The organism is uncultured Psychroserpens sp., from assembly GCF_947494225.1.
In the GTDB taxonomy this organism is placed as follows: Bacteria; Bacteroidota; Bacteroidia; order Flavobacteriales; family Flavobacteriaceae; genus Psychroserpens.
Genome location: NZ_CANLUG010000007.1, coordinates 105718 through 119646, shown reverse-complemented (window position 1 = coordinate 119646; position 13929 = coordinate 105718). Strand labels below are relative to the sequence as shown.

The window sequence follows — 13929 nt, the reverse complement described above, 5'->3', positions numbered from 1 at the left end:
TAGATAGATATTTCGAACGTATCTAGTGACGTTTATTTTGTTGATGTGAAAACAACTATTGGTAATTCTGTGCTAAAATGTTTTAAAATCTAAAGTTTAATGGTATCTAAAACCCGAATCAATCTGATTTGACGAACTTATACCTCCTATTAGAAAGTCTGAAAATACGGTTTATATCGAATTCTAAGTGAAACCCCTAAAATTCTAAATGAATACATCATCTAAACAACTAAATCTTTACTTTTAACTTATCTATAAATTTAAAATGAAAGTAAAAGCACTTCTATTCTTTATAGTTCTCTTTTCGATAACTGTACATGGACAAACTCATACTTTAGACAGTTTGCAACAAAGGTTACTCGATGTTGATAACGATTTGGAGAGCGTTAAGTTATTAAATACTATTTCTAACGCTTATAAATACTCAGACCCGAATAAAATGGCAGAGTATGGTAATAGAGCACTCGAACTATCAAAGCGCAGCTCTAATTCCATAGGAGAGGCTAACGCCTACCTAAATATTGGTACCTCAAATATTATTCTAGGTAATTATAAACAATCTCTAGATGATTTTTCGATAGCCAAAACCATTTTTGAAGGGCAACAAGGTTCGGATGCTCAAAATAATGATGTAGCCGAAGGACTTGCACAAGCGTATGGCAGTATGGGAATTGTTTTTTCCGAACAAAGTAATTATCCGAGAGCGTTAGAATTTTATCTTAAATCTGTTAAACTCTATGAGCGCTTAAAAAATGATGTTAAATGCTCTAGATTATATAACAATATTGGTGTGGTTTATAAATCACAGTCGTTATATGCTAAAGCTCTAGAATATTTTGAAAAGTCTAAAAATCTTCAAGAGCGATTAAATGACCCCAATATAGGTATTACTCTAACCAATATTGCTAATATTTATCAGGATCAAGCTAATCCCAATAAGGCTTTTGAATATTATACTCTGGCAAAACAAAGTTTGGATAATAATCCAAACCCTAGAGCTTTAGGGGAATGGTATAATAATATTGGTTTGTATTACGAATCTCAGAATGAGGATTCAAAGACTATCGAAAGCTGGGAAAATGCGATAACAACGTTTAAACAATTTGATGATAAATTTGGCTTGTCTGATACCTATTTGTTTTTAGGGAAATTCTATTATGAACGAAATGATCTTGATAAAGCATTGCATATGACCCAAATAGCTTTGGGTTTATCTGAAGATATTGGTGTTCTAGAAGCAAAATCAACAACTGAAAAACTCCTAAGTGATATTTACGAGAAAAAAGGAAACACCACCTTAGCCTTAGAACATTTTCAAAAATATAGTGTTGCTAGAGACAGTTTAATCAATGAAGCTAATATTAGAAAGTCTGTTGAAGCTTCAATGAAGTACGAATTTGAAAAGAAGGAGTTACTTCAAAAAGAAGAAAATGAAAAGCGAGAAATACGCCTAAAGGAAGAAGCGAAAAGTTCAAAAATGAAATTAATTTTTGGTGCTTTAACTGCACTTTTACTGTTTGGAATTGGCTTTTTAATTTATAACAGATCTCAACTTAAAAAGCGATTAACACTTCAAAAAGAGCTAGCCGAATATGAACAAAAGGCCTTGCATTTACAAATGAATCCACATTTTGTGTTTAACTGTTTAGGATCAATATCTAGCTTTATTGTACAAAATGGGACAGATTCGGCCATTAAATACCTTTCAAAGTTTTCTAAACTTATGCGATTAACATTAGAGTATTCTAAAGAATCATTAATACCAATTGATAGAGAGATAGAGAGTTTGCAAAATTATTTAGAGCTAGAACAACTTAGATTTAATCACATGTTCGATTTCAGTATTCATAAAAGTGAACATATTGATGATGACGTATCCATGCCACCTCTACTCATACAGCCTTTTGTTGAAAACGCCATTATTCATGGGGTTATTCCTAAAAAAGAAATGGGTAACATAGCGGTTAAATTTTCGCTTGGTGATGACATTTTAATTTGCACAATTGTTGACGATGGTATAGGTATTCATACCTCAAAAAAGAATAAAGAAAACTCAGTAGTTGCTCATAAATCAATGGCCTTAGATATTATAAAAAAACGACTAGAAATGATGACGTCTTCAACTGCGCAAGTAGCAACAATACACATAGACGAAATTCGCAATGATGATATCGTAAAAGGAACAAAAGTAGAACTTCGATTGCCATTGCAATACATTGAAACCAGAACAACAATTAGTATGTAATGTAAAACATAATTTAAAATATGATAACAGCTATTTTAATTGACGATGATAAAAATCTCCGTGAGGGCATGAAAAAGTTGCTAGAATTGTTTGCTCCAAGCATCCAAATAATTGGTGAAGCAGATAGTGTCGCATCTGGCATTGTTACTATGGATACATTAAAACCAGAAGTTGTGTTTTTAGATATACAATTGAACGACGGAACGGGTTTTGATATTTTAGAAAAAGTTGCAAAAAAAAATGGTGCTATTACTTCCAATATTGTCTTTATAACAGCATACGAGCAATATGCCATAAAAGCATTTCGATTTAGTGCTTTAGATTTCTTGCTTAAGCCTGTTGATCCAGAAGAATTGCAAAAGGTTATTAAGAAAATTGAAGCCGTATTAGAAAAAAATAATGACTATGCTCATATCGACCTGTTGTTAGAAAACATAAGGAAGAAGGTTGATAATTTTAAACGTATCGCATTGTCTACTTCTGATGGTATTCACTTGTTTAATATTAGCGATATAATACGTTGTGAAAGCGAGGATAATTACACGAAATTTTATATTAAAAATACCAAAACTGTTCTCATTTCAAAAACGCTAAAAGAGTATGAAGAACTTCTTACAGAACATGGCTTTGAACGCATTCATCAGTCGCATTTAATCAACTTAAAATACCTCAAATCATATATAAAAAGAGATGGAGGCTATGTCATTATGGAGGATGAAAGTCATTTACCCATTTCTCAACGGAAAAAAGAACGCCTACAAGAAATTTTAAAAACAATTTAAGTCAGAGATTATCGAATTCTAAGTCAAACCCTTAGTTTACTCATTAACACCTAAAATTACCTTAGAACATTAGTACATTTATGTAAAATAACAACCATGAAAAACATTACGCTTTTATTATTTTTTACGGTAGGATATCTTCAAGCGCAGATCGTCGATATTCCTGATGTTAATTTTAAGGATTACTTGCTTAACTATACAGACATAGACACCAATGAAGATAATGAAATACAGTTTACAGAAGCTGCAACGGTTCAAAATTTATTTTTAAGCGGAAGAGCGATAGCTGATCTTACAGGAATAGAAGCATTTACTAACTTAGAAAAGCTGTTTTGTCAAGACAATTTACTGACCTCTATGGATTTAAGTAATAATAGTAATCTTGAAGAATTATATGTGTTTAACAATGCATTGACAGCATTAGATCTTGGCAATAACTCATCGTTAACGAATTTAGATTGTTCTTTTAATCAAATAGAAAGTCTAGATTTAAGTGGTAATGCAGCTTTAACAACTATACGTGCAATGTATAATCACTTGAGTGATATAAATTTAACTAACCTTACGTCATTAACAGATATTGAAATTTATGAGAACCAACTCACAACATTAGATCTAAGTACCAATACAGGGTTATTAAATGTCTTTGCTAGTGAAAATCTAATGTCTAGTATAGATGTGAGCAATCTTCCGCTATTGAACGCTTTAGGTCTTAGTAATAATCAATTATCTAGCCTTGATCTAAGTAGCAATCCTCTATTGTATATTTTAAGGTGTGATGGTAACCAAATGACAGATATAGACGTCAGTATTAATTCCAATCTATGGAGTTTTAATTGCGGGCATAACGCTTTTACTACATTAGATTTAAGTAGTTTAACTACTGTACAATATATTTCTATAAATGATAATCCAAATCTTACCTATTTAAACTATAAAACAGGAAATAATAATTATAGTGATGCTAATAATTATGGCAACTTTGAAAATCTAACAAGTTTAGAAGTGATGTGTGTTGATGATCCAGATAGCGACTTTGCATACTTTATGGCGTTTGAATTCGACCAGGAAGTGCTTTTTACAGATTATTGCTCGGTTACTCCTGGAGGTGACTATAACACCATTACAGGTACAGCATTTTTTGATAGCGATAATAATGGTTGTGATGTAAATGATACGGCTCAATTTAATATAAAGATTACTATCGATGATGGCGTAAATCAAGGGTCAACTTTCACTAATGCTGATGGAACATATGTTTTTTATACCAATGAAGGAAATTTCGATGTCGCACCAGATTTTGCAAGTGCTCCTTGGTTTAACATTACTCCTGCATCAACATCGATTTCATTTGCTGATGACAATAATAATATAGAGTTTCAAGATTTTTGCTTAACAACAAATAGTGCTTATAATGACGTAGAGGTCGTTATCGTACCAATAATTCCTGCTCAACCTGGTTTTGATGTAGTTTATGACATTGTTTTTAAAAATAATGGAAACCAAATAGTTTCAGGAGGTATTGACTTTAGTTTTAATGATGCCGTTCTCAATTATATTTTTTCTAGCGAAATGCCAGTTACACAATCTACAGGTATTTTATCATGGAATTATCTTAACCTTCAACCTTTTGAAAGTAGAGTTATTGAAGTGACTTTAAATGTCAATTCTCCTATGGAAACACCTGCTGTAAATATTGGAGATATTTTACAATTCAATGCTAGTATCTCACCTTTAGCTACAGATGACTTGCCTTCAGATAATAGCTTTGATCTTAATCAAATTGTAGTAGGATCATACGATCCTAATGATATTACTTGCTTAGAAGGCGATATTGTAAATCCAGAACATATTGGAGAATACCTGCATTACAATATCAATTTTGAGAATACAGGGACAGCTGCTGCAACATTTATAGCGGTTAAAGATAGTATTGATAATACCCAATTAGATATTAATACATTAGAAGTTCTATATAGTTCTCATGACATGACAACCACCATCGAAGGGCAAATTGTAGAGTTCTTTTTTGATAATATCAACTTAGCGCCAGAAGGTCAAGGCAATATAGTTTTCAAAATAAAATCATTAGAAACCTTAGTCCAAGGCGACTTTGTAGATAATAAAGCCAATATTTTCTTCGATTACAATTTTCCAATCGAAACAAATGTTGCGAATACTGTTTTTGACGCGCTATCTGTAAACGAATTTGAGGACAACACAATACACATTTACCCGAACCCTTCAGCAGATCTAATAAACATCAATACACAGTCGGTTATCAAATATATAGATGTTTATGATCTGCAAGGGCGAAGGGTTAGATCTTTATTTCCTAATCTGGCTCAAATGACTATTGATATTTCAAATTTAACTGATGGGATTTATTTTATAAAAGTAAAAACAACAAAAGGAGAACATTTAGAAAAGATCATCAAGCAATAGGTTTGAATTAATTATTGAGTATGAAAAGAGTTCTATATATAGTATTATTTACTTCTTGGTTTGCCAATGCGCAGATTGTCAATATTCCCGATGCCAATTTTAAAACAGCGTTGATTAATTTGGGTGTTGATGTTAATACTGATGGAGAAATTCAAGAAAGTGAAGCTCAAACAATAACGACCTTAGATGTCTCCCAATCTGGAATTTCAGATTTAACAGGAATAGAAGCATTTACCAATCTCGAATATTTAAACTGTGATTTAAATGGCATAACGAGTCTAGATTTGTCTCAAAATGTGAACTTGGTTGAATTTCATTGTTGGCACAATATATTGACAGATCTAGACCTTAGCCAAAATATCAATCTTATAGCTCTGTATTGCAATGGCAATCCAATGACCAGTTTAAATATATCTCAAAATTTAAATTTGGTGACACTAGATTGCAGTGCCATTGATATCACAAGTCTTGACGTATCTCCAAATATAAATCTTGAATATCTAAATTGTTCTAATATATCCCTTGGAGCTTTAGATGTAAGTCAAAACCTAAACTTAAAAACCTTAAAATGTTCTGGTAATGAGATATCCACTATAGACGTAAGTCAAAATTTAAATTTGGAAGTTCTTGAGTGTGTGGGGAATCCTTTAACGGCTGGTATTGATCTATCCCAAAACATCAATCTTGAAACTCTAATTTGCTACGGAAGTCAGTTGACCTCAATAGATGTATCCCAAAACACAAATTTAAAACGGTTTGAATGTAATAATAACCAGTTAACAAACTTGGATGTAACACAAAATAGTAACCTAGAAACTTTAGTGTGCAATCATAATCAGCTTGCAGATTTGGATGTGTCTCAAAACCCAAACCTTATTAAGTTAGATATTTGGCATAACCAATTTGCCAGCATAAATGTGACTCAAAACCCTAATCTTGAAGAATTGTTTTGCGGAGAAAACTTGCTTACGAGTATTGACGTTACACAAAACCCTAACTTAACAACACTGAGCCTCTATCTCAATACAATAGGAGATTTAGACCTCTCTCAAAATACGCAGCTAGAATATTTATATTGTTTATATAATGAACTCACTGTTTTAGATGTAACACAAAATGTTGCTCTTAAAGAAATGCAGTGTCGTAATAACCAAATAAGCGAATTAGACTTTTCTCAATGTCCAGAGTTCACAGAACTTAATTGTACTTCAAATCAAATAACAAGCTTGGATTTTTCACAAAATCCAGTTTTTAAAGTACTTTTTGCTGCTAATAACCAACTTACTGAGCTTAATGTCAAAAATGGAAGCATTGAAAATCTTCTAAACTTTAGTAATAACCCAAATCTAACTTACATTTGTGTGGATGACGAGCAGTTAGAAGCTATAAACAATCAAGCTCCTGAAAGTGTTGAAGTGAATTCTTATTGTTCGTTTACACCTAGCGGAAATTTTAATACCATCTCCGGAACTGCTCTTATTGATAGCAATAATAACGGTTGTGATGTTAACGATTTTCCGCAGTATAATGTTAGAATTAATATTGATACTGGTACAGATCAAGGCGCTATGTTTACTAATACTAATGGAAACTATACGTTTTATACAGAAGAAGGAAACTTTGACCTCTCTCCCGGAATTGAAAACTCTCCTTGGTTTGATATTACACCAGAGCTAACAACAATTTCTTTTTCCGATGCTAACAATAATACTGCTGTACAGGATTTTTGTGTAACGACTAATGGTGTTCATAATGATGTAGAAATTGTTATAATTCCAATCATTCCTGCGCGCCCAGGCTTTGATGCGATCTATCAAATTGTCTATAAAAATAAAGGAAATCAAATTGTATCAGGAAACATTGACTTTAGTTTTGATGATGAAGTACTCAATTATATCTTATCAAGTGAAATGCCAATTAGCCAATCTACGGGTGCCTTATCATGGAATTATATCAACCTTTTACCTTTTGAAAGTAGAACTATAGAAGTCACTTTAAATGTTAATTCACCAATGGAAACACCAGCTGTAAATATTGGAGATATTTTGCATTATCAAGTGAATATATCACCTCAAGCTACAGATGAAATTCCTACAGATAACGTATTTAACCTTAATCAAGTTGTTGTAGGCTCGTACGATCCAAATGATATTACATGTTTGGAAGGAGACATTGTAGGTCCAGAATATATAGGTGAGTACCTACATTATAATATCAATTTTGAAAACACAGGAACAGCAGCAGCAACCTTTGTCGTTGTGAAAGATGAGGTCGATATCACACAATTTGATATCAGTTCATTACAAATATTATATAGTTCACATCCTATGATGGCTAGAATTCTAGATCATACAATCGAGTTTGTTTTTGATGATATCAATTTAATACCAGAAGGTAAAGGAAATGTAGTTTTTAAAATGAGATCACTTGAGAGCTTGGTCCTTGGAGATTTTGTAAATAATAAGGCCGATATTTTCTTTGATTATAATTTTCCAATAGAGACCAATATAGCGAATACTGTTTTTCAAACCTTATCAGTAAACGAGTTTGAAAACCAAACGATACACATTTATCCAAATCCTTCAGTAGGAATTGTAAACGTAAAAGCCAAATCTATAATTAAGCATGTCGAACTATTTGATGTTCAAGGTAGAAAAGTGCAGTCATATTACCCTAACACTTTAATGACAACGTTAGAGATATCTCATATTAATCAAGGGGTTTACTTCTTAAAAGTTAAAACAGATATCGGCTCACATTTAAAAAAGATAATTAAAAATTGAACCTAATAAGACAATTAATATATTGATTATGAAAAAAATAGTGCTCTTATTACTGTTAGTAACAGGCTTTGCAAAAGCCCAAATAGTGAATATTCCAGATGCTAATTTTAAAGCGGCATTAATTGCTCAAGGAGTTGATACCAACACAGATGGAGATATTCAGGTAAGTGAAGCATTAGCTCAAACCACTATAAATGTAGAAAATTCTAATATTTCAGATTTAACTGGAATAGAAGCATTTACAAACCTGTTGGAACTTAATTGCCGTTCTAATCAATTGTCTAGTATAGATGTTTCGCAAAATACAAGTCTTCAGATTTTAAATTGTTTTGACAATCAATTAACCAATTTGGATATCACCCAAAACACCAATCTTACACTATTAACATTTCAGGATAATTTTCTCACGACCATAGATCTATCTCAAAACGCAAACCTTCAAAATATTTCTGCTCATAATAATCAACTATCTAGTTTAGACCTTTCTCAAAATGTTAGCCTCGAGCAGTTAACATGTTATAATAACCAATTAACTCAATTAGATTTATCTAATAGTCCAAATTTAACTTATTTAGACTGTAATATGAATAATCTAACGACTCTGGATGTCTCTCAAAATTTTGATATTCAAACACTTATTTGTGGTGTTAATAGTATTGCACAATTAGATCTTACCCAAAAAGACCAACTAACGATATTACGATGTCAGGATAATAGTCTAACTAGTTTAGATACTTCAGATTGTGAAAGTCTTCAAGATTTAAACTGTGGGATTGTTAATTTGCTTACGGTTCTCGATCTAAGTCAAAATACTAATCTTCAAACTTTAGATTGCTCAGGAAATGGATTGCTTACAGAGTTAAATATCAAAAATGGGAGCATTGAGGCTATATTGATGTTTAGTTCAACTCAATTAGATTTTATCTGTGCAGATGAAGATCAAGTTAATAGTGTGCAACTACAAGCAGAGCCTACAACAGTAGTAAGTTCGTATTGTTCTTTTACTCCTGGTGGTGATTATAATACCATAACAGGCAGCGTAATTTATGATCTTAATGAAGATGGTTGTGATGCCTTAGATATTCCTCAACCACATATTAAAATGAATATTAACGATGGTACAAGTTTGGGATCTGTGTTTTCGAGCGATGAAGGGGTTTATAATTTTTACACATTAACTGGTAACTACGATTTTGAACCCAACCTAGAAAACCCATCTTGGTTTAATATTACGCCATTAACCGCTAATGTATCATTTACAGATAATAACAATAATGTTGAAGTTCAAGATTTTTGTATCACACCAGTAGGAACCCATAACGATGTTGAGATCTATATTGCACCTATAGATTTTGCCGTTCCTGGATTTGATGCTCTGTATCAAATTGTATACAGAAATAAAGGAAACCAAACACTTTCTGGTGATTTTGAAATGACCTTTAATGATGACGTTTTAGATTTTGTTTCAGCAACAACAGCACCAGACAATCAAACTTTTGGTAGCCTGTCATGGGATTATATAGACCTTTTACCTTTTGAAAATAGGAGTATATATATTACGCTTAATGTCAATTCGCCAATGGAAGTTCCAGCCGTAAACATTGGTGATCAATTGAACTTTAATGTGCTTATTAATCCTATACCTAGTGATGAGGTGCCATCAGATAATATTTTTGAATATAAGCAAATAGTCGTCGGTTCATATGACCCCAATGATATTACATGCTTGCAAGGTGATATTTTACCAACATCTGAGATTGGAGCATATTTGGCTTATATCGTCAACTTTGAAAACATCGGAAATTTTGCAGCTCAAAATGTTGTCATAGAAATTGATATCGACCCAACTCAGTTTGACATCAATACACTGCGAGTTTTAAATGCTTCAGATCCTGTAGATACCCGAGTTAAAGACGATAAAGTAAAGTTTATTTTTGAAGACATAAACCTAAGCGCTAGTGGAGGACATGGTAATATTTTGCTTAGAATTAGAACGAACAGTAATGTGCAGCCTAGTGAACTGGTCTCTAAAAAGGCCGATATTCATTTTGACTATAACTTCCCAATAGTGACTAATAATGCCAATACCGTTTTCCAAAATTTATCAATAGACGATCATGAGATTGATCCTTCAATAACGATTTACCCAAACCCTGTAAGTGATGTCCTTACGATTTCGGCAAAAACAACAATTAAATTTATCGAAATATATGACGTTCAAGGACGAATCATACAAACGTCTATAGTTAATAAGGCAAATGTCTCCTTACAAATAGCGAGTTTGACTAATGGTGTTTACTTTGTCAAAATTAAAACCGAAAATGGTACAGGTGTTGAGAAAATTATCAAAGATTAAATGAAGATCCTAAAACGTATACAACAACCCATTGGTTAATTCATATTGGGTTTTAGGTATGTCAGAACTTACAGGAACAGCATCATAGAAGTAATTGAAACTCGTTTTAAAGGCCAAATCATTAAAAATTTCAAAGAGGAGGGCTGTATTACTCGAAAAACGAAAATCACCAAAGGCATCTATTTTTGGTTGATAATAACTGGTACTAATAATACTTATCTTTTCTGTAGGATACATGCTAAACGACAAATAAGTGCTTGCTCGTATGTCTTTTTGAATGCGGTCTGCGATGTCGCTCGATGCTTTTTCGTATTCGTACATCACAAGCGTTCCTAAATAGAAGCGGTACTTATCGTTATTGGATAATTTAAATCTTGGACCAGTTCCTAATAAACCTCTAAAATCTACTTGAGAAATGGCGTCGTATTGCGCTTGTCCAAAAGCTTCCCATTTTACTCTATTAGATATGCGACGATTATATCTTAAATGTTGTGTACCTCTATTAACCAATGAAAATCCGTCAGCACGTTGCAGACTTAAGTCGTTTACAAATAACCAAAGTGATCTGGTATTGTTATACTGAACATGAGCCTTATTAGAAATGCGGAAAATGTTATTAGTATTTTTAATTAGCGATAAATCAAGACTAGCAGAACCTGTCCATTTGGCCGAATCTGATGGCTTCCGTAATGTTTCGATATTAACCACCTGAGCATTAGCACCAAAACTTAATAGCCAGATAATGAGCAGCAAATATTTCATGAGTATAAATTTGTTGTCAAAAATAAGATTTACTTTGACAACTTCAGGACAGACGATGTAATTCTATATTGAGAATATGCTAATGTTTAGGGGGCAAATCCATATCAATTTTATGAATATCACAATTGTTAAAACCTTTCTAAATAGACTTCGTAAATCCTTAGATATTTCGTAATTTCGTAATCTCGATTTCGACAAACACACAAAATAAAATACACAAAATATATGTCAGATAAAGCTACACTAGAAATTAATGGACAAAAACATGATTTTCCGTTAGTTACAGGTACTGAAAACGAAGTTGCAATAAATATAAAAACACTTAGAGGTGTTACAGGTGGTGTAACGACTATTGATCCAGGTTATAAAAACACAGGGTCTTGCGAAAGCGCAATTACATTTTTAGATGGTGAAAAAGGAATCTTAAGATATAGAGGTTACTCTATCGAAGAATTAGCAGAAAAGGCAGATTTTCTTGAAGTAGCTTACCTTTTAATTTTTGGTGAGTTGCCTAATGCAGGAGAATTAGAAAAATTCCATTCAGATATTAAGAAGCACGCTGTTGTTGATGACGACGTTAAAAAAATATTAGACGCCTTTCCAAAGGCAGCGCATCCAATGGGTGTATTAGCATCGTTAACGAGTGCGCTTACAGCATTTAATCCTACGTCTGTGAATGTCGATTCTGATGAGGAAATGTATAACGCTATAGTTAGAATTTTAGGTAAATTCCCAATCTTAGTGGCTTGGACAATGCGCAAGAAACATGGTATGCCATTAGATTATGGAAGTACATCTCTTGGCTATGTAGAGAACATTCTTCAAATGATGTTTAAGCGTCCAGATGAAGACTATGTTCAAAACCCAATTTTAGTTAACGCTTTGGATAAATTATTAATTCTTCATGCAGACCACGAGCAAAACTGTTCTACGTCTACAGTGCGTATTGTAGGCTCGTCCCATGCAGGATTATTTGCTTCATTGTCGTCTGGTATCTCTGCGCTTTGGGGACCATTACATGGTGGTGCTAACCAAGCAGTATTGGAAATGCTAGAAGGTATTAAAGAAGATGGTGGTGATACTAAAAAGTATATGGGTAAAGCCAAAGATAAGAATGACCCTTTCCGTTTAATGGGCTTTGGTCACCGCGTTTATAAAAACTTCGATCCGAGAGCTAAAATAATTAAGGTTGCTGCCGATGAGGTTTTAGCCGATTTAGGTGTTGAAGACCCAATTTTAGATATCGCTAAAGGCCTAGAAAAAGAAGCCTTAGAAGATCAATACTTTGTAGATAGAAAGCTATATCCAAATGTAGATTTCTATTCTGGAATTATTTATCGCGCTATGGGTATTCCAACAGAAATGTTTACAGTAATGTTTGCTTTAGGACGTTTACCTGGTTGGATTTCACAATGGAGAGAAATGCGCTTACGTAAGGAGCCAATTGGTCGTCCAAGACAGATTTATATTGGTGAAACGTACAGACCGTTTAAAGACATAAATAAGAGATAGGCAACTTTAAATGCCAACTAAAAGCTTCATATTAATATGGAGCTTTTTTTATATTTGCAATCTATGATCAAACCTAACGTACAAAACGAAACTGCTCGCTTACGCGCTGTTGTTTTAGGAACAGCAGAAAGCGTAGGGCCAACACCTTCCTTAGAAGATACTTACGATCCAAAATCTGCCGAACATATCAAAGCTGGAACCTATCCTGTAGAAGCAGATATGATTAAAGAAATGGAAGCTGTCGCTGAGGTCTTTAAAAAATATGATGTTACCGTTTATAGACCTCAAGTGATTAACGATTACAATCAGATTTTTTCTAGAGACATTGGTTTTGTGATTGACAACACATTTATTTTTGCCAATATTTTACCAGATCGTGATCGTGAAATTGAAGCTATCGAACATGTATGGTCTCAAATCCCAGAAGAGAATCGCGTACGTTTACCAGAAGAGTGTCATGTAGAAGGAGGCGATGTGATGCCTTGGAATGATTATATTTTTATTGGAACATATTCTGGCCATGATTACCCAGATTTTATTACAGCTCGCACTAATATGGATGCCGTAATAGCTATTCAAGAACTGTTTCCTGAAAAAACGGTAAAAGCATTCGAATTGCGTAAATCTAATACAGAACCTAAAGAGAATGCCCTACACTTAGATTGCTGTTTTCAACCTGTAGGTAAGGATAAAGCTATACTTCATAAAAACGGATTCCTCCTTGAAAGCGAATATGAATGGTTGGTAGATTTCTTCGGAAAAGAGAACATCTTTGAAATTACGAAAGATGAAATGTACAATATGAATAGTAATGTATTTTCTATTTCTGAAGATGTCATTATTTCTGAACGGAACTTTACGAGGTTAAATACATGGTTACGAGAGCAAGGCTTTACGGTTGAGGAAGTACCTTATGCCGAAATTGCTAAACAAGAAGGCTTGTTACGTTGTAGTACAATGCCATTGATTAGAGAATAAAGACGACACCCAAATAGTTTGCTTATTTGAGTGCCGAAAATAATATCATCGTTATACAAGATATCT

The 13929-nt window shown here is 33.1% G+C and carries 8 protein-coding genes; 7 read left to right on the top strand and 1 reads right to left on the bottom strand.

The genetic code is table 11. The features are described 5' to 3' along the window. The first annotated feature begins 265 nt into the window (after nucleotides 1-265). The 5 genes from Q0893_RS15490 (at nucleotide 266) to Q0893_RS15470 (ending at nucleotide 10611) form a co-directional block, all read left to right on the top strand. Nucleotides 266-2245, top strand: coding sequence for a tetratricopeptide repeat protein (locus Q0893_RS15490; protein ID WP_299277323.1), 1980 nt, complete (start codon nucleotides 266-268; stop codon nucleotides 2243-2245). A 20-nt stretch (nucleotides 2246-2265) separates the two neighbouring features. Then, nucleotides 2266-3027 (top strand): LytTR family DNA-binding domain-containing protein, encoded by a 762-nt coding sequence (locus Q0893_RS15485; RefSeq protein WP_298903613.1) that lies wholly within the window; start codon nucleotides 2266-2268, stop codon nucleotides 3025-3027. 96 nt (nucleotides 3028-3123) lie between these two features. Continuing rightward, on the top strand, nucleotides 3124-5472 hold the full coding sequence (locus Q0893_RS15480; protein WP_299277320.1) for a T9SS type A sorting domain-containing protein: 2349 nt from the start codon (nucleotides 3124-3126) through the stop codon (nucleotides 5470-5472). A 20-nt stretch (nucleotides 5473-5492) separates the two neighbouring features. Beyond that, nucleotides 5493-8255 carry a T9SS type A sorting domain-containing protein gene (locus Q0893_RS15475; protein WP_299277317.1) on the top strand — a complete coding sequence of 921 codons (2763 nt, stop codon included), beginning with the start codon at nucleotides 5493-5495 and terminating at the stop codon, nucleotides 8253-8255. Between the two features lie 28 nt (nucleotides 8256-8283). Beyond that, nucleotides 8284-10611, top strand: a complete 2328-nt coding sequence (locus Q0893_RS15470) for a T9SS type A sorting domain-containing protein (RefSeq protein WP_299277314.1) — start codon at nucleotides 8284-8286, stop codon at nucleotides 10609-10611. Between the two features lie 9 nt (nucleotides 10612-10620). Here the strand turns inward: Q0893_RS15470 and Q0893_RS15465 are convergent, their stop codons facing one another. Beyond that, complete coding sequence (locus tag Q0893_RS15465; RefSeq protein ID WP_298903609.1) at nucleotides 10621-11373, bottom strand: DUF481 domain-containing protein; 753 nt, start codon at nucleotides 11371-11373, stop codon at nucleotides 10621-10623. Between the two features lie 225 nt (nucleotides 11374-11598). Between Q0893_RS15465 and Q0893_RS15460 the strand changes: the two genes are divergently transcribed. Together Q0893_RS15460 and Q0893_RS15455 are read left to right on the top strand one after the other, a co-directional pair. Continuing rightward, entirely contained in the window at nucleotides 11599-12885 is a 1287-nt protein-coding gene (locus tag Q0893_RS15460; RefSeq protein WP_298903608.1) for a citrate synthase, read from the top strand. 63 nt (nucleotides 12886-12948) lie between these two features. After that, a complete protein-coding gene (locus tag Q0893_RS15455) occupies nucleotides 12949-13863 on the top strand; it encodes a dimethylarginine dimethylaminohydrolase family protein (RefSeq protein WP_299277309.1) in 915 nt (304 codons plus the stop codon). Nucleotides 13864-13929 lie beyond the last annotated feature (66 nt).

Bases quoted from the DNA above. Each gene is read 5' to 3' on its own strand.
- Q0893_RS15460 (WP_298903608.1), top strand. From the start codon at position 11,599: ATGTCAGATAAAGCTACACTAGAAATTAATGGACAAAAACATGATTTT.
- Q0893_RS15490 (WP_299277323.1), top strand. From the start codon at position 266: ATGAAAGTAAAAGCACTTCTATTCTTTATAGTTCTCTTTTCGATAACT.
- Q0893_RS15480 (WP_299277320.1), top strand. From the start codon at position 3,124: ATGAAAAACATTACGCTTTTATTATTTTTTACGGTAGGATATCTTCAA.
- Q0893_RS15485 (WP_298903613.1), top strand. From the start codon at position 2,266: ATGATAACAGCTATTTTAATTGACGATGATAAAAATCTCCGTGAGGGC.
- Q0893_RS15470 (WP_299277314.1), top strand. From the start codon at position 8,284: ATGAAAAAAATAGTGCTCTTATTACTGTTAGTAACAGGCTTTGCAAAA.
- Q0893_RS15465 (WP_298903609.1), bottom strand. From the start codon at position 11,373: ATGAAATATTTGCTGCTCATTATCTGGCTATTAAGTTTTGGTGCTAAT.
- Q0893_RS15475 (WP_299277317.1), top strand. From the start codon at position 5,493: ATGAAAAGAGTTCTATATATAGTATTATTTACTTCTTGGTTTGCCAAT.
- Q0893_RS15455 (WP_299277309.1), top strand. From the start codon at position 12,949: ATGATCAAACCTAACGTACAAAACGAAACTGCTCGCTTACGCGCTGTT.